Here is a 21,286-nt window from a genome sequence, read left to right as displayed (position 1 = left end):
CCGACGTATTTCCCGCGACGAAACATGGGCAAGGAAACCAGGTGGCCGCATTGGCAGCCTTCACTGCTGCGCAGGCGGCCTACACGGCTTCGCTTCATTCCTGACGAGATAAATCGATGAGTCATCCAGCAAGCACCGCGCAGGCATTGGCTGCGCACGATACCGTGCCGCCGGCAGGCGGCCTGCGGCGCAACTATCTGAGCCTGCCCGAACTGATCGCGCAGTCGATCGGCCTCGTCGGCGTGTCGGGCGGGATCGGCGTGCTGATCCCCGCCGTATTCGCGACGGCCGGCAACGGCACGTGGCTGGCCTACCTGTTCGCGATCGTCGCGCTGCTGTTCGCGTCGTGGAGCATCTCGGTGTTCGCGCGCGATTCGGCGTCGCCGGGCGCGCTGTATGCGTACGTGTCGGCCGGCATCGGGCCGGTCTGGGGCGCGATCTGCGGGTGGTCGCTGCTGATCGCCTATGCGGTGGCCGCCGCGGGCATCCTGCAGGGGACGATCAACACGTTTCTGGTGCTGGGCCGCGAGACCGGGCTGCTCGGCAGCGCGACACCGCTCGGCGCGGTGCTCGGGCTCACGGTCGTCACCGCGTTCGCCGCGTGGTACATCGCGTTTCGCGACATCCGGCTGTCCACGCGTTTCACGCTGTTCGTCGAACTCGCGACGCTGCTGCTGATCGCCGTCGTCGTGGTCGGGACGATCGCGTTCGGCGGGCATCCGGTCGATCGCGCGCAACTGACGCTGGAAGGCGTGAAGCCGACGCAGTTGCAGCTCGGGATGGTGCTCGCGTTCTTCAGCTTCACGGGGTTCGAGAGTGCGACCGTGCTCGGCGCGGAAGCACGTGACCCGTTCCGCGCGATTCCGCGTGCGGTGCTGATCAGCGTCGTCGGGCCGGCGATCTTGTTCGTGATCGGCGCGTACGGGATGGTGAGCGCGTTCCACGGGCAGACGCCGCCGCTCGATCAGGTCGACGGCCCGCTCGCGGTGCTCGCGCATCGGCTCGGGGCCGGCTGGGTCGGCGTGCTGATCGACGCGGGTGTGGCGCTGAGTTTCTTCGCGGCATTCTTTTCGTCGATCAATGCGGCGGCGCGGATCGTCTATACATTCGGGCGGCAGGGTGTGCTGCATGCGTCGACGGGCCACGCGCACGAGCGGAATGCGACGCCGCACGTCGCGGTGGCGCTGATTGCGGTGCTGGCGCTGGTGACCGCGCTGGTGTTCACCGCACGCGGCACCGCGCTGCTCGATTCGTATGGCTATCTCAGTTCGATCGCGACGTACGGCTGGCTGCTTGCGTACGTGCTGGTGGCGATCGGCGCGCCGCTTTATCTGCGCCGGCAGCGCCGGCTGCGTGCGCGGCATGTGGTGATCAGCGTCGTCGCGGTCGTGCTGCTCGCGATTCCGCTGGCCGGCAGCGTGTATCCGGTGCCGGCGGGCGTCTATGCGTGGCTGCCTTATGTGTTCGTCGCGCTGCTGGCGATCGGGCTCGGGTGGTTCCTGGTGCTGCGCGTCCGGTTTCCGGAACGGCTGCGCGAGCTGGAGGCCGAGCTGCTGACGAAGTGACGGCGTGGCACCGCTGGCGGGTGATCGGCGATGACGGCTTGTATTGATCCGGATACCGAATCACGTGGGCGGTGCATACCGACGCATCCGCGCGCTGCTTACTCGGTCGCGTCGAAATCGTCCTCCCGGCCGTTCAGCATCGCGGTCAGCGTGCGCAGGCCGGCATCGAGCTGATCCATGCTCGGCGCGGCCAGCGCGAGCCGGACTGCGTTCGGCGCATGGCCGGACGAAACGGCGAAGGTGGTCGACGGCGTCAGCCCGATGTCGCGCCGGGCCGCGGCTGCGACGAGGGCTTGCGAACGCCAGTGCGCCGGCAACGTCAGCCACAGGTGATAGCACTTGCCGTTGGTCCGGACATCGAAATCCGCGAGACGCTCGATCGCCAGCGCCTGCCGCGCGCTGGCGTCGATGCGTTTCAATCTCGCGAGTTCGGCCACGGTGCCGTCGCGCATCAATCGCTGCGCGGCTGCAAACGCGAACCCGGAAGCGGTCCATCCCCCCGAGCGTACCGACGCCATCACGCTTTCGCGCAGCCGCGGCGGCGGCACGATGAAGCCGAGGGTCAGGCCTGGCGTGACCCGCTTGGACAGGCTGTCGATCACGATGCAGGCATCCGGGGCGAGTGCGGCCAGCGGCGGCTCGTCGCCGAGAAAGCCGTAAACGTTGTCTTCGATGACCGGTATGTCGAGCTTATCGACGACACGCAGCAGGTCGGCGCGGCGAGCGGCGCTCATCGTCGTGCCAAGCGGATTCTGGATGGCTGGCTGGACGTAGATCGCCGACAGCCTGGCCTCGCGGTGGGCCTTTTGCACGGCGTCGGGCCGAACGCCGTCTTCGTCCATCGCCAGCGGCACCAGCGAGATCCCCAGCTTGGCCGCGATGCCCTTGATGAACGGGTAGGTCAGTGCCTCCACGCCACAGCGCCCGCCGGTCGGCACGACCGCGGCAACGGCCGCGGCGATGCTTTGCCGCCCGTTGCCGGTAAACACCAGCTGGTCGGGCGACGGAGCCCATTCATGCTGCGCCAGATACGCGGCGGCGACGCTTCGGATGGCCGGGGTCCCGGTACTCGTCGCCTCGCGTAACGCGGCGTCGAGCTCCGCAGGTCGGTGCAATCCGCGCAGGCTTCTGGTGATCAACGCGGTCTGGGCCGGGACGGTCGGGTAGTTGAACTCGAGATCGATCCGAACGCCGCGCGGCTCGCCCGGCGCAGCGGCCCCGCGTCGCGTCTCGCCCGACACGAAAGTGCCCCGGCCGACTTCACCGACCACCAGGCCGCGGCGCAGCAGTTCCGCATAAACCCGTCCCGCCGTCGATGCGGCGATGGCATGCTGGTCAGCGAAATGACGCTGTGGAGGCAGGCGGTCACCCGGCCTGAGCGTGCCGTCGGCAATCTGGGCGGCGATCGCGTCCGCCAACTGCAGATACTCGGAATTCGACATGGATTGCACCGATAACAATGATTATTGCACCGAGTTCAATGTTTTAATTGCACTGAGGCAGGCGGCGGTGCATTCTGCTTTCATCAAGTCGATTGTACCGGGGCTGACATGCTTGTGCGGCCCGTGCGGCCAACGGTGCGTTGGTGTACCGCATCTCCCCGGCATCCCATTGGAGAAGCAGCATGCGTGCAACGCGTTCAACCCGGATCCACCGTGCGGCGATGTCGCCGGTGCGACCCGCTCCGTGGCTGTCCGTCACGCCGCGATTCGAACCGGTAGGGAGGTCGGGATGGTGACGCCTGCTGCGATGGGCCTGCAATTGACGCTGGCCACGATCCTGATCGCGTTTGCCGGGGTGTTCGTGATCGCGTTCATGCGCGGCGCGTTCGGTGGCGGATTCGCGATCATCGGCATTCCGTTGCTGTCACTCGTGATGGACCCGGTGACGGCCGGCGGCTTGCTCGCCCCGTTGTTCATCGCGATGGACCTGTTCGCGCTGCGGTACTGGAAGCCGTCGACGTGGTCGAAGCCCGACCTCGTGCTGCTCCTGCCGGGGCTGGTGATCGGTATCGGGTTCGGTTACCTGGCTTTCCGCTTTCTCGACCATCGCGCCATCGAGTTGTTGATGGCGGTGGTCACGCTGGTCTTCGTCGGGCTGTGGGTGAGGGGCGGCGCGAAACCGACGGTTCGTCCGCGTTCGTCGCCGAAGGCCGTCTCGGCCGGCCTTGCATCGGGTGTCACGACGATGGTCGCGCACTCGGGCGGTCCGCCGCTTGCGATGTATCTGCTGCCGCTCGGCCTCAGCAAGGAGATGTACGCGGGAACGACGAGCCTGTTCTTCACAGTGGGCAATGCGATCAAGGCGGTGCCGTGGCTGCTGATCGTGCAGCCGACCGCGAACGTCTGGGCGTTGATGGCGGTGTGCCTGCTTGCCATTCCGGCCGGCGTGGTGTGCGGCTGGCGGCTTCACGGCAGGCTGGACCAGCGCCTGATCTACCGGAGTTGCTACGGATTGCTCGCGGTGACCGCGTTGAAACTGCTCTGGGACGGCGTTTCCGGCTATCTCGCGTAAAACCGGCGCGCGGCTGTCCTGGTTCCGGTGGCATCCGCTCGATGGCGTGACTGGCGCTCTAAGCCATGCCCGCCATCTTCGACGCATCGACCACCATCTGCACGCCGAGTCCGCCGAGAATGAGCCCCATCGCCCAGCGCTGCGCGAGCAGCAGCGTCGGGCGCCCGTGCAGGAACGTCGCGATGCGGCTCGAACAGATCGCCACCAGCCCGTTCGCGCAAGCGAACGCGGTAATCAGCAGCGAACCGAGAAACAGCGATTGCCCGAGGACGCTGCCGTTCCCGTAGTCGATGAACTGCGGCAGCAGCGAAATGAACAGCATCGCGAGCTTCGGGTTCAGCACGCTGGTCGTCGCGCCCATCGCGAGCAACCGAAGCGGGCGTTCGCTCGGCAACGCCCGCACCTCGAACGGCGAGCGGCCACCGGGCCGGACGGCCTGCCACGCGAGATACAACAGGTACGCCGCACCGACCACGGCCAGAACACTGCCCGCGTAGGGCACGCTCATGAACAGCGTCGTGATCCCGAACGCCGCACCGAACATGTAGAACAGGTAGCCGATCATCACGCCGCCGAGCGAGATGAGCCCCGCGGTGCGACCCTGCGCGATCGAGCGCGACATCACGTAGACCATGTTCGGCCCGGGCGTGACCGCGAGCATGCCGCCGATGACGAGAAATCCGTAGAGCGATCCGGACGTATGCATGTCTGATGATTCCTGCAACGAGTGAGGGCTGACGGGATGCATTGTCCGACCGTGGAGGAGAACAGTAAAACGGGATAAACTGAATCAATTAATCAGTTTTTCTGAAAACGATGAAAAAGCTCGACCTCGACGTGCTCGCGATGGTGGTGGCCGTGGCGGAATCCGGATCGTTCGCGCAGGGCGCGCAGGCCGTGCACCGGTCGCCGTCGGCGGTGAGCATGCAGATCAAGGCGCTAGAAGATGCGCTCGGCAAGCCGCTCTTCATCCGCGACACGCGCAACGTGACGCCGACCGACGACGGCGCGATGCTCGCCGAATACGGCCGCCGGATGCTGGCGATGCGCGACGAGGCGTGGGCGTCGGTCGTGCGCCCGGAGATCCGCGGCCGCGTGACGATCGGCGTGCCCGACGATTACATTTCGTCGCTGCTGCCGCAGGTGCTCGGCAAGTTCGCCGCGATGCATCCGCGCGTGGAAATACGCGTGATCGGCCAGCCGAGCAGCGCGCTCGTGCCGATGCTGAAGGACAACACGGTCGACCTCGCGTGCCTCACGCGGATCAAGGGGGTGACCGGCGAGCTGATCCGGCTCGAACCGCTCGTCTGGGCCGGCTCGCCGAAGCGCAACGTGTGGGAAGAACGGCCGCTGCCGGTGGCTTTTTTCACGCACGGCGGCAGCGCGGCGCGCGATCACGCGGTCAAGGCGCTGAACCGGCGGAAGATCCCGTACCGGATGTCGTACGAGAGCCCGAGCCACCTCGGCCTGCTCAGCATGGTGGAGGCCGGGCTCGCGGTCGCGCCGCTGGCGCGCTGCTGCGTTCCCGATCATCTCGTGCAGCTGTCGGAAAGCCACGGGCTGCCGCCGCTCGGCGAAATGGAGGTCGTGCTCGCGCGCAGCGCGCAGTCCGCGCGCCCGCCGTGCGACTACCTGGCCGAGCAGATTCTCGGCGAATGGCGCACCTGAGCGGCCCGACGACGGCCGCGTTTCAGCACGACTTCAGCAGCCATTCGCGGAACGCGACGAGCGACGGCAGCGTCTCGTTCCCCGGCGGGTAGACGAGGTAGTAGCTGCGCTGGCTGGTGATCGCGTCGCCAATCGACACGAGCTCGTGGCGGCTCAGCTCGTCTTCCACCAGCACCTTCGGCACCAGCCCGATCCCCATCCCGGCCCGCACCGCCTGGATCAGGTGCGACGTGAGCTCGAAGCTCGGGCCGATGCGCATCTGCCGATGGTCGAGCCGATAGTGCGAAAACCACTCCGCCCACGCCTGCTGGTTGCTCGTCACGCCGAGCAGCGTCTGCTTCGCGGCCCACGCCGGCGTGCGTGCGTCGGCCTTGCGGCGGTTTGCGCTGCCGGTGTCCGGCGGCGCGATCGCGATCAGGAACTCGTTGTACAGCCGGTGCGCGTGCAGGCCCGGCCAGTCGCCCGCGCCGACGGTAATGGCCGCATCGAGGTCGTCGTTGAGGAAATCGATGCCGCCGATCCGCGAATGGAGGTGCACGGTCACGCCCGGATGCGCGGCGTAGAAATCGTGCAGGTGCGGCAGCAGCCATTTCGAGCCGAACGTGGGCAGCGTCGCGAGCCGCAGCGTGCCGGCGCCCGCCTGGTGCGACATCGCCTGCAGCGTCGCGCCGCGGATGCGCCCCAGCGCACCGCTCAGCTCGGTGAAGTAGCGGCGCCCGACCTCGGTCAGCTTGACCGAGCGGCCCTCGCGCCGGAACAGCGGCACGCCGAGCTGATCCTCGAGCGTCTGAACCTGCCGGCTGATCGCGCTCTGGCTCAGCGACAGCTCCTCGGCCGCGCGCGTGTAGCTTTCATGCCGCGCGGCGGCCTCGAACACCAGCAGCAGCGACATCGACGGGGTAAGGCGACGGTAATTCATGAGTTTTATGCAATATTCGCCGGAGCAGAATTCGTTTGTTTCTCGTGCATTATCCAAAGATACTGGAATTCCCGGTCGCGTGGAAACTTGCTAAAAAATCATGTTTCGGCCACGCGAGCCGGCCGGTTCCACCTACACTGCCGCGTTTACCCCATGTCGATCGCCTCGCTGCCCCGTCCCGCCAACCCGCCCGCGCATGCGTACCGTGACTTTCTCGCCGCGCTGCAGGCCGCCGGATTCGCCGGGGAAATCCGCGCGGATCATGCGAACCGGACGGTGCAGGCCACCGACAACTCGATCTACCAGCGTTTGCCGCAAGCGGTGATCTGCCCCGCGCATGCGGAGGACGTCCGGCTGCTGGCGCGGCTGCTCGCCGAGCCCGCGCATCGCGACGTCGCGGTGGCTGCACGCGGCGGCGGCACGGGCACCAACGGGCAGTCGCTGACCGACGGCGTGGTGGTCGACCTGTCGCGCAACATGAACCGGATTCTCGAAATCGACGTCGAGCAGCGCTGGGTGCGCGTGCAGGCGGGCGTCGTCAAGGATCAGCTCAATGCGGCGCTGAAGCCGCACGGGCTGTTCTTCGCGCCGGAACTGTCGACGTCGAACCGCGCGACCGTCGGCGGGATGATCAACACCGACGCGAGCGGGCAGGGCAGCTGCACATACGGCAAGACGCGCGACCACGTGCTCGAGCTCGATTTCGTGCTGATGGGCGGCGAGCAGCTGCACAGCGAAGCACTCGCGGACGACGAGCTCGAGCGCCGCTGCGCGCGCGACGACCGCATCGGCAAGGTCTACCGCACCGCGCGGCGCATCAGCGACGACAAGGCGGCGCTGATCGAAGCGAAGTTTCCGAAGCTCAACCGCTGCCTGACCGGCTACGACCTCGCGCACCTGCGCGAACCCGACGGCCGCTTCAACCTGAACAGCGTGCTGTGCGGCGCGGAAGGCTCGCTCGGCTTCGTCGTCGAGGCGAAGCTCAACGTGCTGCCGATCCCGAAGGTGTCGGTGCTGGTCAACGTGCGCTACGCGGGCTTCATGGACGCGCTGCGCGATGCCCGCGCGTTGCTCTCGCACCAGCCGCTGTCGATCGAGACGGTCGACTCGAAGGTGCTGATGCTGGCGATGAAGGACTTCGTGTGGAGCAGCGTGGCCGAGTATTTCCCGCAGGACGACGCTCGGCCGACGCTCGGCATCAACCTGATCGAATTCAGCGGCGACGATGCGGACGACGTCGACGCGCGTGCGCGCGCGTTCGTCGAGCATCTGCGCACCGATACGAGCGTGGAGCGCCTGGGCCACACGCTCGCGGCCGGCGACGACGCGGTGAAGCGCGTGTATGCGATGCGCAAGCGCGCGGTCGGCCTGCTCGGCAACGTGCAGGGCGAGGCGCGCCCGCAGCCGTTCGTCGAGGACACCGCGGTGCCGCCCGAGAACCTTCCCGCGTACATCGCCGAATTCCGCGCGCTGCTCGACGGTCACGGGCTGCTATACGGGATGTTCGGGCACGTCGATGCGGGCGTGCTGCACGTGCGGCCGGCGCTCGACATGAAGGACCCGAAGCAGGCGGCGCTGGTGCGGCCCGTGTCGGATGCGGTGGCCGAGCTCACGCAGCGCCACGGCGGCCTGTTGTGGGGCGAGCACGGCAAGGGCGTGCGCTCCGAATATGCGCCGGCGTTCTTCGGCGAGCTGTACCCGTCGCTGCAGCAGCTGAAGGCCGCGTTCGATCCGCACAACCAGTTCAACCCGGGCAAGATCGCGACGCCGCCGGAGAACACGATGCGGCTGCTCAAGATCGACGAAGTGCCGACGCGCGGCGACCACGACCGGCAGATCGACGAGCGTGTATGGCAGAGCTACGGCACCGCGATGCACTGCAACGGCAACGGCGCGTGCTACAACTTCGATCCGGACGATGCGATGTGCCCATCGTGGAAGGCGACGCGCGAACGCGTGCAATCGCCGAAGGGGCGTGCGTCGCTGATGCGCGAATGGCTGCGCCTGCAAGGGCAGGCCGGCGTGGACGTCGTCGCGGCGGCGCGCGCGCGGCAGCCGTTCCTGGGCGGCCTTGCCACGCGCTGGCGCAACAGCCGCGCGGCGCGCAACGGCGAAGCCGATTTCTCGCACGAGGTGTACGACGCGATGGCCGGGTGCCTCGCGTGCAAGTCGTGCGCGGGGCAGTGCCCGGTGAAGGTGAACGTGCCGGAGTTTCGCTCGCGTTTCCTCGAGCTGTATCACCGGCGTTACCAGCGGCCGCTGCGCGACTACCTGATCGGCTCGCTCGAATTCACGATGCCGTGGATGGCGCGGGTGCCCGCGCTGTACAACGGGCTGATGCGCTCGGGATGGGTGCGCACGATGCTGGAGCGGCACGTCGGCATGGTCGACAGCCCGCTGCTGAGCCGCTTCGACCTCGCGGCCGTGATCCGTCAATGGCAGGTGAAGCCGGCCGATCCGCAGGCGCTCGCCGCGTTGAGCGACGCGCAGCGCGCACGCAGCGTCGTCATCGTGCAGGACACCTTCACGCGCTATTTCGATACCGAGCAACTGGCGACGCTGATCGAACTGGCGGCGCGCGTGGGTTTTCAGGTGTGGCTCGCGCCGCTCGCGCCGAACGGCAAGGCGCTGCACGTGCAGGGCTTCCTGCGGGCGTTCGAGCAGGCGGCGATCCGCAATGCGACGCAGCTGGCCGCGCTGGCGCGCTCGGGTGTCGCGCTGGTCGGCCTCGATCCGGCGATGACGCTCACGTATCGGCAGGAGTACCTGAAGGTGACGGGGCTCACCGATGTGCCGAAGGTTGCGCTGCCGCAGGAGTGGTTGCTGCAGGCGTTGCCGGAAGCCGGTGTCGGTGTCGGTGTCGGCGGCGTGCCCACGTCGTTCCGGTTGCTGCCGCACTGCACCGAGAAGACCAATGCGCCCGACAGCGGCAAGCAATGGGCCCAGGTATTCGCGCGGCGCGGGCTGCGGTTGAAGGTCCAGGCCACCGGGTGCTGCGGGATGTCGGGTACCTACGGGCACGAGGCGCGCAATCTCGCGACGTCGAAGACGATCTACGCGCAGTCGTGGGCGGCGCACGTGGACGGCCCGGAGGACGAAGGCGAGGCGCTGGCGACCGGCTATTCGTGCCGCAGCCAGGTGAAGCGGATGTCGTCGAAGCAGGTGCGGCATCCGTTGCAGGCGCTGCTCGAGCACGTGCGGGCGGTGGGGTGAGGGTCGGGCGTCGCGTGTCGCGTTGCCCGTGAGATGACATTCGATTGAGCGTCGAGCGGCAAGCCTCGTGCCGTTGTCGACGCATGCCTGGGCTCAGGCGTCGGCTTTCGCCGTCTTTCCGGAACGCGGTTTTTCCACCGCAGGAAACGCACCGCCGCCGCGCGGCCGTTTCGGTTCGATCCGCATCTGCCGGATCACGCGCCGGAAATCGATCTCGTGCGCGGCCATCGTGCCGATCAGTTTCGCGATGACCGCGAGGTGGGACGGGACTGTGCCCTTGCTCGAGTAGTTCGTGATCGAGCTTTCGTTCATCCGGATCAGGCGGGCGAACTCGCGCGCCGTCAGCTGTGCCTTCTTCAACTCCTGTTGAAACTCTGCATACGCCATTGCACACATGATGCTTCGTCTCCGTGAATCAGAATTCGGCCCGCGCGGCGCCGGCGCAGACGGGTGGCGTGCCCGTCGCACCGGCGCCGCGGCGGGTTACATCTTCACCTGGTCGAGGAAGGTCTTCTTGCCGCTCTTGTAGCCGTAGATCGAGATGATTCCGTGCGTCAGGTCGCCCTTCGAATCGAACGTCGTCGTGCCGATCACGCCGTCGTACTTCGTCGACGGCATCGCCGCGAGGATCTTCGCCGGATCGGTCGAGTTCGCGCGCTTCATCGCGTCGACCGCGATGTAGACCGCGTCATACGCGAACGGCGCATCGAACTTGATGCCCTGGTTGAAGCGCTTCTGGTACTTCGCGAGGAAGTCCGCGCCGCCCGGCATCTTCTCGAGCGCGGCGCCGGCCTGCGAGCACAGCACGTTGTCGGCCGCCGGGCCGGCCAGTTCGGCCAGCGAGTCGGTGCACACGCCGTCGCCGGACAGGATCTTCGCGCGCAGGCCGAGCTGCTTCGCCTGCTTCGCGAGCGGGCCGCCGGTGGCGTCCATGCCGCCGTACATGATCGCGTCCGGGTTCTCGCCCTTGACCTTCGTCAGGATCGCGCGGAAGTCGACCGCCTTGTCGTTGGTCGCGTCGTGCGACAGCACCTTCAGGCCGAGCGCCTTCGCCTTCTTCTCGAACTCGTTCGCGAGGCCCTGGCCGTACGCGGTCGAATCGTCGATCACCGCCACGCTCTTCACGCCCTTCGCCTGCGCATAGCTCGCGAGCGCCGGGCCTTGCTGCGCGTCGGTCGCGACCACGCGGTAGGTCGTCTTGAAGCCTTGCTGCGTGTAGGTCGGGTTCGTGGCCGACGGCGAGATCTGCACGATGCCCGCATCGCTGTAGATCTTCGACGCCGGGATCGACGTGCCCGAGTTCAGGTGGCCGATGACGGCGACGACCTTGTCGTCGACGAGCTTCTGCGCGACCTGGGTGGCCTGGCGCGGGTCGGCCGCGTCATCCTGCGCATCGAGTTGCAGCGTGACCTTCTTGCCGCCGATCGTGAGGCCCTTCGCATTGATTTCCTCGACCGCGAGGCGCGCACCGTTCTCGTTGTCCTTGCCGAGGTGCGAGATGCCGCCCGTCGTCGGTTCGACGCTGCCGATCTTCACGACCTGGTCGGCCATCGCGGTCGACGCGGCCGCGAAGGCGGCGGCAGCCAGTGCGACGGTGATCAGGGGTTTGCAGCGCATGCCGACAGTGCTTCGTTCCATCTGCCATCTCCGATTTGAATGTCTTTCTATTGACGTCTCGACCGGCCGACGGCGAGGTCGGGGCGATCGGACGAGTCTCCATACCCATCATGGGCTTCACTGCATCGCGTCCTGCCCCTGGCGTGCCGCCCGGGTGAGCGGAGAATCGGGGCCTGAAACGGTGCAATTCGTATGAATATATATGAAGCCGAATTTGCGCGCTGCAGCGAACCGCGTAGCGGGGCGTTGGCAGCACGGCCGGCGCCTGAAAATTCGAAGGCGCCGGATGCCGGAAATCGTGCGCCGCGGCAGGCCACAGGCTGCGATTCGCTGTCGACGGCCTTACGGTCACATCCAATATTCGGCCGGCGGGTGGGACGAAGCCATGGACACTGATGCACGGTCAATCCGGAACTGTTCGGTCGATTTGTCTGCACAGTTTGGACGATCTCGATTGCGCATCCGGTTGCGGCGCCATGTCTCATCGGGATTGATGTCCTCGATGCAACGCAACTAACGGTCAAGCTCGGCGGCGTCGGCGAACTGATGCGAATCGACAGCCCGCGGCACGCATTCCGCTTTGCAAACACCGGGGTTCGCCCCGGCCGGCTCGCTTGCGGAACGTCGGGCCGATCGTGCCGGCCCGATGCTGCACCGATCCTAGGACCGTCCGCGCAACGCCACGAAGATCACGCCGGCAATCGCCAGCAAGCCGCCGCACATCGTCTCGATGCCGGGTCGCTCGCCCGTCAGCGCCATCGACAGAGCTGTCGCGACCGCCGGCGTCAGGTAGAGGAAGTTGGCGGCGCGCGCCGCGCCGAAGTAGCCGAGTGCGAAGGTCCAGGTCGCGTAACCCAGCGCGGCGGGGAAGATGCCGAGCATCAGCACGGCCAGCGCGGTGTCGCGCGACCCGCCGCCCAGGGCCACCAGCGCGCCCGGCAGCCACGGCATGAGCAGCAGCGCGCCGGCCAGCAGCGTGTACGCGGTGCAGGCCAGCGCGCCGTACACCGGAATCAGCCGCCGCTGCAGCACGAAATAGCTGGCCGAACACAGGGCCGCGCCAAGGATCAGCGTGCTGCCGGCGCCGAGGACGAGGCCGCCCGGCTGCCCGCGCGCGATCACCGCGATGCCGGCGAGGCTGACCAGCGAGCCGAGCCAGCCCCAGCGATTGAAGCGCTCGCCCAGAAACACCGAGGCCAGCAGCGCCGTGAAGATCGGCAGCGTGTTCACGATGAAGCTCGCCGCGCCGGCCGAGACGGTCTGCTCGCCGGTATTGAGCAGCGCGTTGTAGAGCGCGATGCCGAGAAAGCCGCACAGCAGGAAGCGCAGCGCGTCGCGCCGGGTCGGCACGCGCGGCCGCCGCACGGCGAGCCACGCGACGATCAGCACGGCCGCCGTGGCGAAGCGCGCCGCCGCGAGCTGCAGCGGTGTCAGGCCATGCAGGCCGATCCGGATGAACGGGAAAGCGGACGCCCACGAGACGATCGTGAAGGCGACCGCGCCGGCCGCGATCAGCGGCTGCCGCGCGGTGCGCGACGACGGGGTGGAGAGCGTGTTCATGCGGCCATGATGCGGTGTGGCAAGATGCTAAGCTAGCGCACAGATCAGCACGCAGATATGACCACGATTCACAGCTCGAGCCGGCGGCCGGCCGGCGCTTCAATCCGTGTAAAGCGCGCGCCGGCGACGTCGCCCGCCGCAGCGCCGGCGCCGGGTGCGCGGCCGCCGCTCGCGAGTCTCGAGACGGTGTGCACGGTCGCGCGCGAGGGGTCGTTCCTCGCCGCGGCCGATGTCTCCGGCGTGACGCACGGCGCGATCAGCCGGCGGGTGGCGGCTGTCGAAAACTGGCTCGGCCTGCGGTTGTTCGAACGTCATGCGCGCGGCGTGCGCCTGACGCCGGACGGCCAGCGCTTCGTCGGCCGGATCGAGCAGGCGTTCGCGATCATCGACAGTGCGGCCGATCAGTGGCGCTCGCCACGTACGCCGCGGCTGGTCAGGATGAGCGTGGTGCCGGCCTTCGCGCAGCTCTGGCTGCTCGAGCGCCAGCATGCGCTCGAGAGCGAGGCGCCCGCGTTGCGGATCGAACTGGGCATCGATCTGCGCAACGTGGATATCGCCGGCGGCGAAGCGGATCTATCGATCCGGTACGGGCGCGGCAACTGGCGTCAACTCGACACCCGTGCGTTCATGCCGGAACGGCTCTATCCGGTCGCGCATCCGCGGCTTGCCGCGCAACTGGCGAAGGCGCGCCGCCGGCGCGGCGATGCCGCGCTGCTCGACATGCCGCTGCTGCACGATTCCGACGTGACCGGCTGGCGCACGTGGTTCGATGCATTGGGCGTGCCGTTCAAGCCGCGCGCGCAGGATCGCCGTTTCGAGGATTACAACCTCGTGCTGGCCGCCGCCGAGGCCGGGCTCGGCGTGGCGCTGGCGCGGGTACCGCTCGCCGACGCCTATTTCAAGCGCAGCGAACTCGTGCGCGTGAGCCCGCACGAAGTCGATTCGGTACTCAGGTATTACTTCGTGCATGCGAAGGGGGAAAATCGGCCTGAAGTGCTGGCGTTGATGGAGCGGATGCGGGCGGCGGTGGGGACAGGCGGCTAGCCCTGGCCGGTGTATCGTGTCGGCCCGCCCCGGTAGCGGATGGGAGCGAAAAAGCGTTGTGCGATACGCGGCACTAGGCTCGGGCCGCCGGATCGACGACAATGCGACCGCGAAAAACGATGAGGTGGAGAGATGAACGAGATTCGAAAAGGGATGCATCCGTGCGGATGCGAGCGAGGTCAACAATGAACAAGCCGGACAAGTCGTCGAAAGCGCGTGCCGCGCTCGACCAGCTGTTTTCGGGCATGGCGCCCGCGGATGCGACGCGCGCGTCGCGTCCGGGCAATCCGTTCGAAGCGAGCGCGGACGACGCATCCGCCGGCATGGGCGGACGCGGCGGTATCGAGGTCACGCTGTCGACCCGGATCCAGTTGCGCGGCTATCCAAATGCGAACGCATTCATGAAGCGCATGGCCGAAGCGTGGGGGCTGGAGTGGGGGATGTACGACAGCGTCAAGGCCATCGCGACGCTGCCCGTCGGATGGCGAGCGCGCCGGCTGCCGGAAGTCACGCAGATCGTCGACGGACACGACGTGCTGCGCGCGGAGAGCAGCCTGCAGGGCGGCGAGATGTCGTATCTGAAAGTGCATCCGCGGTACTACATCGACGCGCGCAAGGGGTTCGGATGGGGCAAGTCGTCGAAGGCGTCCGACGATCCGGATCTCGACGGCCCCGACTGGAACTGCTTCGTGATCGATCGCGAAAAGTCCATCGAAGTGCACGAACTGACGACCTCGTCGCTGAAGGCCGACATGGACAACGCGCGGGCGACGTTGCTGAAATGGCTGGACGAAAACTATCCGAAACATCGCGATCCGTTCGCTTACTGGTCGGATTGCGAAGGGGCGTCGTAATCTTGCGTGGCTGCCCGGTTCAGGTTCAGGTTCAGGTTCAGGTTCAGGTTCACGGGCACGCGCTGCGCGGCCGGCGCCGGAGCGGGCGGGGCGCAAGTCGCTGCGATCCATCGGCCGGTTGCGACGGGAGCGGCAATTGAAACGAGCCAGAATCGTCCCGGTTCTCTGGGCAGCGTTCGGTGCGGCGGTCGGTTCGACCGTCGTCGAGTTGCTGCTCTGGCCGATCGTCGGCGACGACGCGATCGGGAACCTGTTACGCGACACACGCCTCACGGCGGCCATCGTGATGGGGCGCGGCGTGCTCGACGCATCCGCCGGCTTCGATCCGCTCGTCATGGCGGTGGCGACCCTCGTGCATCTGGTGCTGTCGCTGGTCTATGCGGCCGTGCTGGCGAAGGTGATTCGCAACCTGTCGCTCGCGGCCTCGCTCTTCGCGGGCGGTGGGTTCGGCCTCATCCTGTACAGCGTCAACCTGTACGCGTTCACCGCGATCTTCCCGTGGTTCATCCCGGTTCGAGGCGCGATCACCCTCGTGGCCCATCTGGTATTCGGGATCACGGCAGCGGCTGCCTACCGCTTCGCCAGGCGCTAGGCCGGGCGCCAATCAACGGTGCCTGCGTCGATCATTCGCACCAGACCCCTGGAATAAGCCGGCGCGCTGCATCGTTTAGCCGTCAGGAGACCCTGCACGAAGCGGCGGCACGTGAGCGCCGCGCGATGAATCGTGCGCGAGCAATTCGATCTGCCGGGCGCCGTCAGCGGTGCCCGCGATCGAGTGGTCGGGGACAATCAGGCAGGAGCCGATCATGGGCAACTGGTTTCGATCCGGGATAGGGTTCGTCTGTCTCGGCTGTTCCGCGGCGGTCTTTGCGCAAACGTACGACGATCTGGCGGACGAGACGACGAACTGCCGGGCGGTCGTCGCGCAAGCGAACATCGACGGCACGGAGCAGCAAATCGTCGGGCGTGCGTGCCTGCAGGACGATGGCACATGGCAGTTCGTGCAGAACGCCGATGGTAGTGTTTTATGGTACCCGGCGGCGGACTATCCGTATGCCGACCTGGGGTACTGGGGACCGCCGCTTTTCATCGGCGCAGGTGTGGGCTTCGTGTTCGTCGATCGCTTCCACCGCTTCCACCATTTCCGCCACTTCGATCGCGTCGTCCACTTCAACGGGGTGGACCATCGCCGCGTCGGCGTGCCGATCGGTGCCGGCTTTCACCATGGTGCGTTTCCGGCCGGTGCCGTCGGCCACGGATTCGGCGGCATGCATCCGTTCAGCGGTGTGAGCGGATTCGGTGGAATGCGGCGACATTAGGCGGTGTTTGCGGCCGGACGCGCTGCCGCCATACACCTGCTAATCGAGCCGCCCGCGCAAATCGTCGAACGGAATCATCACGTGCGTGCGATACGCGGGCCGCGCTTTCAGCCGCTCGTACCACGCCTGCACATGCGGGAGGTCCGGCCGTGCGATGTCGAGTTCGAAATAACGATACAGATGCGTGCCGGCCGCGATGTCGGCGAGCGTGAGCGCGTCGCCCGCGAGAAACGGCTGCCCGGCCAGCGCCGCGTCGAGCGCCTGGAAGTGCTGCGCGCACTGCGCGATGCTTTGCTCGACGCGCACCGTGTCGCGCTGCTCGGGCGGCGTCCGGAAGTAGCCGCGGAATACGCCGTTCAGGAACGTCGGCTGCAGCGTGGTTTGCGACCAATCCATCCAGCGGTCGGCGCGCGATTGCTCTGCAGGGTCGTCGCGCCAGAAGCCGGGGCGTCCGTAACGCGCGGCAAGGTAGCGCAGGATGCTGTGCGATTCCCACACGACCGTGCCGCCATCGTCGATCACGGGTATGCGCCCGTGCGGGTTCATCGCCAAAAAATCGGGCGTGTCGAGCACGCCGAACTGCCCGCCGGCCGGCACATGCCGATGCGCGAGCGCGAGCTCGTCGACGAGCCACAGCACCTTCTGGACGTTGAATGCATTGCGGCGCCCCCATACGGTCAGCATGCCGGCCTCCTTGTGTCGTGCGGAACGGGATCGCGACAGTGTAAACGCCGCAGGCGCGCACCGCGGTGCGCGCCTGCCAGCTGTCGTCGATGTCGTCGTCGTTGCCGTCGTTGCCGTGCGGCGATGCGATCAGAACTTGTGGCGAATCCCGACGATCGCGAGTTCCTGCGTATCGGTGCCGGAGTTCACGCCATACGAGCCGACCGACGCGGCGGCCTTCACGACCGCGCCGTTCGCGTTGAGCGTGTTGCCGCTCGCCTTCTGGTAGCCGAACAGCGCATACAGGTCGGTGCGTTTCGACAGCGCGTAATCGGCACCGAGGTTGACCTGGTTGTAGTGCGCGGAACTCGGGCCCGTCAGCGACGTGTAGTTGTAGCCGACGCCCGCGCGCAGCGCCGGCGAGAATTGCCAGTTGAAAAACGCCGAGCCGTTGTTGAACTTCGCGTTCTGGCTGAACGCCGACAGCGTGTCCGCACCGTACTGCGTATTCGAATACGCGAGGCCGAAGGTGGCGGGCCCGGCCACGTACTGGCCGGCCACGCGCACGATCTGGATCGACTTCGCGCTCGAGAAGCCCTGGTTGATCACGGTGTTGAACAGCGTGTCCGAGCTGCTCGACCACGTGCGCACGCCGTTCGCGACGGTGGAGCCGCCGTTCGCGTAGAAGAAGCCGGCGCCGAGCGACAGCGGGCCGTTCGCGTAGCTCGCGCCGAAGCTGTACGTGCGGCCGCTGCCGGTGGCGCCCGCGACGCCGCCGAAGCCGTACAGGCCTTCGAACTGGAAGCCCGAGATCAGCGGGCTCGTGTACTTCACCGAGTTGCTGACGCGCAGGCTGTTGTCGTAGTTGTCGAGGTCGCCCGGCGTCGCGAACACGCCGCCGAAGTAGTTGTCCTGCGTGAGGCCCTGCACGAGATCGACGACCGGATCGTACTGGCGGCCAAGCGTGACGGTGCCGTACGTGTTGCTCGCGAGGCCGACGACGGCCTTGCGGCCGAACTCGCGCGAGCCCTGGCCGAGTGCGCCCGTGCCGAGGTTGAAGCCGTTCTCGAGCTGGAACAGCGCAGCCAGGCCGCCGCCGAGATCCTCGGTGCCGCGCAGCCCCCAGCGGCTACCCGACAGGTTGCCGCTGCTGAACTTGACGAGGCTCGACGCGTTGCTGCCGTTCGCGTTCTGCGCGTTGTGCACGTACGCGATGCCCGCATCGGCGATGCCGTACAGCGTGACGCTGCTTTGCGCGTGCGTGCCGGCGGCGTAGAGCGCGGCCGGCAGCGCGAGCAGTGCGAATGAACGGATCTGCTTCATTGTTGGATTCCCCGTTGGTCGATTGGTCTGACGAGACGGTGAACGATACGGACGGCGCATCGTCGAGGGAACCAATAAATTGTCGGATCGTTATGAGGCGGCGGGGAGATGGATGCGCGCGCAACCTGCCGGCGGCCGGCATGCAGGGATGCTATGCGTCGTGCCGCCGCGACGCGTTTCTCAGCACGAGCGTCATCAGTTGCCGGCGCGAATCGACGCCGAGCTTCGCGAACGCGCGCTTCGCGTACGTGTCGACGGTGGAGGTCTTGAGCCCCATCGACTGCGCGATGGCCGCCGACGTCATGCCCTGGATGAACGACGCGCACACGTGCATCTCGCGCGCGGTCAGGCGTTCCTGCCATTCCGGCAGCCATTGCGCGACGAGGTCGAGATCGAGTTCGTCACGCGGTGTGTCGTCGGCCGGGATCGCGCCGAGCAGGCGCTTGTGCGCGGACGCCAGCGGCAGCACGACCTGCGACAGCTGCTTCAGCAGGCTCAGTTCCTTCAGCGAAAACGGCGGCAGCCGCCGCGAGCGTGCGATCGAGATCGAGTAGCGCGTGCCGCCGGTCACGCCGGCGATCACGCATTCGTCGTGAATGTCGCCGGCATCGAAGAACAGATGCCGCAGCTCGCTCGCCACGCGCTGTGCGGACACTTGCAGCAACTGCACGTCGTCTTCGGTTTCGATCGCCGCGTACGTTGCATCGTCGCTCGCGTAGCTGCGGTAGTAGTGGCGCATCACCTGCGCGACCAGCTCGGGCTCGCGGCCGAAGCTGCCGATCCAGCCGACGCTGCGCCGGCCGGAAGACGCGCTGCGCTCGTAGTCGAGATGCACGGCGTCGAAATCGACGTAGCGCACGAGCGTGTCGTAGACGGCGCGCATGAACTGCGGCGTTCCGACGGCTTGTGCGATGTCGCCCAGCGTTTCGGTCACGAACGCGACGTGGCTCAGCGGGAGATCGGGGGCGGGCAGCGCAGCGCTCATGGCGTCGTGTGTCGAAGATTTTCAGGTGGCGCTACAGGTATCACGAATATTTTCGACTGCCTACGCGGGAATCTACCCAAACGGCCGGAATCGACGTCGCCGTTTGTCCCGGTTTTCGGGACTGACGCTGCGGGCCGCGATCTCTACATTGACCCTTGTGCTGAACACCGCTCGACGGCGTTGACGCGAGTCCGGACCCGGACCGGGCGCAACGGCCGATCCCCATCACAAGGAGAATCCCCATGCGTATCCGTATCCGTCGTCAACCGGCGTGGCGCGCCGCGCGCGTCACGTCGGCGGCGCTGGCCGTCGCGGCCAGCCTGTCCGCCCATGCCGGCGATGCCAACCTGAACGTGTACAACTGGTCGGAGTACGTCGCGAAGGACACGGTCCCCGTCTTCGAGAAGCAGTCGGGCATCAAGGTGCGCTACGACAGCTACGACAGCGACGATACGTTGCAGACCAAGCTGCTCGCGGGCAGCTCGGGCTACGACATCGTCGTGCCGACGTCGAACTATCTCGCGCAGCAGATCCAGGCCGGCGTGTACCAGAAGCTCGACAAGTCGAAGCTGCCGAATCTCTCGAACCTCGACCCGGTGCTGATGAAGATGGTCGCGAAGGCCGACCCGGGCAACCAGTACGGCGTGCCGTGGGCGTGGGGCACGACGGGGATCGGCTACAACGTCGAGGCGGTCAGGAAGCGGCTCGGCGACACCGCACCGACCGACAGCTGGGCGCTGCTGTTCGACCCGGCGAACGCGGCGAAGCTGAAGGGCTGCGGCATCTCGCTGCTCGACGCGCCGGACGCCGCGTTCGCGGCGGCGCTGCAGTACATGGGCAAGGACCCGGAGAGCAAGAACCCGGCCGACTACCAGGCGGCCTACGACGTGCTGAAGAAGATCCGCCCGTACGTCACGCAGTTCAGCTCGGCCGGCTATGCGGACGACCTGGCGAACAACGATGTGTGCGTCGTGCTCGGCTGGTCGGGCGACGTCGGCATCGCGCGGCGGCGCACGCTGGACGCGAAGCGCTCGTACGAGATCCGTTACGTGAACCCGAAGGAAGGCGGCCTGCTGTGGTTCGACGTGATGGCGATCCCGAAGGATGCGCCGCATCCGGAAGCCGCGCTGAAGTGGATCAACTACATCGAGGACCCGAAGACCAACGCGGCGATCACGAACGAGATCTTCTACCCGAGCGCCAACAAGGCGGCGCGTCCATTCGTGACACCGGCGATCGTGCAGGACCCGGGCATCTACCTGTCCGACGCGACGATCGCGAAGGCGTCGCTCGCGATGCCGCGCAGCGCCGACATCGCGCGGATGCAGAACCGTCTGTGGCTGCAGCTGAAGTCGGGCGGTTGAGGGAGACGACGATGATCCATACGCTCCCTGCATCGGTTGCGGGCGCCGCCCGCCGCGATGCGGACGCATTCGTGCGCATCGAGAACGTCGTGAAGAAATTCGGCGACAGCACGGCCGTCGACAACGTGAACCTGACGATCGCGAAGAACGAGCTGTTCGCGCTGCTCGGCAGCTCGGGCTGCGGCAAGTCGACGTTGCTGCGCATGCTCGCCGGGCTCGAAACGGCCACGTCCGGCAAGATCTTCGTCGACGGTGAAGACCTCGCGTCGCTGCCGCCGTACCGCCGGCCGGTGAACATGATGTTCCAGTCGTACGCGCTGTTCCCGCACATGACGGTCGAATCGAACGTCGCGTTCGGCCTGAAGCAGGAAGGCACGCCGAAGCACGAGATCAAGGAGCGCGTGGCCGATGCGCTCGCGCTCGTGCAGATGAGCAAGTACGCGCAGCGCAAGCCGCACCAGCTGTCCGGCGGCCAGCAGCAGCGCGTCGCGCTCGCGCGCTCGCTGGTCAAGCGCCCGAAGCTGCTGCTGCTCGACGAGCCGATGTCCGCCCTCGACAAGAAGATCCGCCAGAAGACCCAGCTCGAACTCGTGAACATCATCGAGAAAGTCGACGTGACCTGCGTGATGGTCACGCACGACCAGGAAGAGGCGATGACGATGGCCAGCCGCCTCGCGG

At 67.0% G+C, this 21,286-nt stretch carries 18 protein-coding genes and 1 pseudogene; 10 read left to right on the top strand and 9 right to left on the bottom strand.

The genetic code is table 11. The features are described 5' to 3' along the window. The first annotated feature begins 116 nt into the window (after positions 1–116). Positions 117–1,565 (top strand): APC family permease, encoded by a 1,449-nt coding sequence (locus G3N96_RS28315; protein ID WP_206139234.1) that lies wholly within the window; start codon positions 117–119, stop codon positions 1,563–1,565. A 98-nt stretch (positions 1,566–1,663) separates the two neighbouring features. On the opposite strand, the gene G3N96_RS28310 is transcribed toward G3N96_RS28315, so the two are convergent. Beyond that, positions 1,664–3,007 carry a PLP-dependent aminotransferase family protein gene (locus G3N96_RS28310; protein ID WP_206139233.1) on the bottom strand — a complete coding sequence of 448 codons (1,344 nt, stop codon included), beginning with the start codon at positions 3,005–3,007 and terminating at the stop codon, positions 1,664–1,666. On the opposite strand from G3N96_RS28310, the gene G3N96_RS28305 reads away from it, so the two are divergent. Further along, positions 3,006–4,079 carry a sulfite exporter TauE/SafE family protein gene (locus G3N96_RS28305; RefSeq protein ID WP_241022861.1) on the top strand — a complete coding sequence of 358 codons (1,074 nt, stop codon included), beginning with the start codon at positions 3,006–3,008 and terminating at the stop codon, positions 4,077–4,079. The genes G3N96_RS28310 and G3N96_RS28305 overlap by 2 nt on opposite strands. Before the next feature lie 58 nt (positions 4,080–4,137). On the opposite strand, the gene G3N96_RS28300 is transcribed toward G3N96_RS28305, so the two are convergent. After that, a complete protein-coding gene (locus G3N96_RS28300) occupies positions 4,138–4,785 on the bottom strand; it encodes a LysE family translocator (protein ID WP_206139232.1) in 648 nt (215 codons plus the stop codon). A 110-nt stretch (positions 4,786–4,895) separates the two neighbouring features. Between G3N96_RS28300 and G3N96_RS28295 the strand changes: the two genes are divergently transcribed. Continuing rightward, positions 4,896–5,747 (top strand): LysR substrate-binding domain-containing protein, encoded by an 852-nt coding sequence (locus G3N96_RS28295; RefSeq protein ID WP_206139231.1) that lies wholly within the window; start codon positions 4,896–4,898, stop codon positions 5,745–5,747. 22 nt (positions 5,748–5,769) lie between these two features. Here the strand turns inward: G3N96_RS28295 and G3N96_RS28290 are convergent, their stop codons facing one another. Next, the gene (locus G3N96_RS28290; protein WP_206139230.1) at positions 5,770–6,666 is read right to left on the bottom strand and encodes a LysR substrate-binding domain-containing protein; all 897 of its coding nucleotides are present in this window, start codon (positions 6,664–6,666) and stop codon (positions 5,770–5,772) included. A gap of 153 nt (positions 6,667–6,819) precedes the next feature. Here G3N96_RS28290 and G3N96_RS28285 point away from each other — a divergent pair, with 153 nt between their 5' ends. After that, complete coding sequence (locus G3N96_RS28285; RefSeq protein WP_206139229.1) at positions 6,820–9,879, top strand: FAD-binding and (Fe-S)-binding domain-containing protein; 3,060 nt, start codon at positions 6,820–6,822, stop codon at positions 9,877–9,879. Between the two features lie 93 nt (positions 9,880–9,972). On the opposite strand, the gene G3N96_RS28280 is transcribed toward G3N96_RS28285, so the two are convergent. The 3 genes from G3N96_RS28280 to G3N96_RS28270 all read right to left on the bottom strand — a co-directional run bounded on the left by G3N96_RS28280 (position 9,973) and on the right by G3N96_RS28270 (position 13,056). Beyond that, positions 9,973–10,275, bottom strand: coding sequence for a DNA-binding protein (locus G3N96_RS28280; protein WP_039364493.1), 303 nt, complete (start codon positions 10,273–10,275; stop codon positions 9,973–9,975). 87 nt (positions 10,276–10,362) lie between these two features. Then, positions 10,363–11,517 carry a branched-chain amino acid ABC transporter substrate-binding protein gene (locus G3N96_RS28275; protein ID WP_124578728.1) on the bottom strand — a complete coding sequence of 385 codons (1,155 nt, stop codon included), beginning with the start codon at positions 11,515–11,517 and terminating at the stop codon, positions 10,363–10,365. Positions 11,518–12,156: 639 nt separating this feature from the next. Further along, positions 12,157–13,056, bottom strand: a complete 900-nt coding sequence (locus G3N96_RS28270; protein WP_206139228.1) for a DMT family transporter — start codon at positions 13,054–13,056, stop codon at positions 12,157–12,159. Positions 13,057–13,113: 57 nt separating this feature from the next. On the opposite strand from G3N96_RS28270, the gene G3N96_RS28265 reads away from it, so the two are divergent. The 4 genes from G3N96_RS28265 (at position 13,114) to G3N96_RS28250 (ending at position 16,273) form a co-directional block, all read left to right on the top strand. Then, positions 13,114–14,100, top strand: a complete 987-nt coding sequence (locus tag G3N96_RS28265; protein ID WP_124578733.1) for a LysR substrate-binding domain-containing protein — start codon at positions 13,114–13,116, stop codon at positions 14,098–14,100. 185 nt (positions 14,101–14,285) lie between these two features. Further along, positions 14,286–14,954, top strand: coding sequence for a nitroreductase (locus tag G3N96_RS28260; RefSeq protein WP_206139227.1), 669 nt, complete (start codon positions 14,286–14,288; stop codon positions 14,952–14,954). A 136-nt stretch (positions 14,955–15,090) separates the two neighbouring features. Further along, complete coding sequence (locus G3N96_RS28255; protein ID WP_206139226.1) at positions 15,091–15,546, top strand: sodium:proline symporter; 456 nt, start codon at positions 15,091–15,093, stop codon at positions 15,544–15,546. A 214-nt stretch (positions 15,547–15,760) separates the two neighbouring features. Further along, a complete protein-coding gene (locus G3N96_RS28250) occupies positions 15,761–16,273 on the top strand; it encodes a hypothetical protein (protein WP_206139225.1) in 513 nt (170 codons plus the stop codon). Positions 16,274–16,312: 39 nt separating this feature from the next. Here G3N96_RS28250 and G3N96_RS28245 read toward each other — a convergent pair whose 3' ends face one another. From G3N96_RS28245 to G3N96_RS28235, 3 genes are all read right to left on the bottom strand, one after another. Beyond that, on the bottom strand, positions 16,313–16,957 hold the full coding sequence (locus G3N96_RS28245; RefSeq protein ID WP_206139224.1) for a glutathione S-transferase: 645 nt from the start codon (positions 16,955–16,957) through the stop codon (positions 16,313–16,315). Between the two features lie 129 nt (positions 16,958–17,086). Next, positions 17,087–18,259, bottom strand: a complete 1,173-nt coding sequence (locus G3N96_RS28240; RefSeq protein WP_206139223.1) for a porin — start codon at positions 18,257–18,259, stop codon at positions 17,087–17,089. 151 nt (positions 18,260–18,410) lie between these two features. Further along, positions 18,411–19,244, bottom strand: a complete 834-nt coding sequence (locus tag G3N96_RS28235; RefSeq protein ID WP_206139222.1) for a helix-turn-helix transcriptional regulator — start codon at positions 19,242–19,244, stop codon at positions 18,411–18,413. 242 nt (positions 19,245–19,486) lie between these two features. Here G3N96_RS28235 and G3N96_RS28230 point away from each other — a divergent pair, with 242 nt between their 5' ends. Next, positions 19,487–20,608, top strand: coding sequence for a polyamine ABC transporter substrate-binding protein (locus G3N96_RS28230; RefSeq protein WP_206139221.1), 1,122 nt, complete (start codon positions 19,487–19,489; stop codon positions 20,606–20,608). Positions 20,609–20,676: 68 nt separating this feature from the next. Continuing rightward, positions 20,677–21,286: pseudogene (locus G3N96_RS28225) on the top strand (ATP-binding cassette domain-containing protein); the annotation flags it as partial.

The organism is Burkholderia sp. Se-20373 (genome assembly GCF_017104705.1).
Classification (GTDB): domain Bacteria; phylum Pseudomonadota; class Gammaproteobacteria; order Burkholderiales; family Burkholderiaceae; genus Burkholderia.
This window is presented reverse-complemented; position numbering and strand designations above follow the sequence as displayed.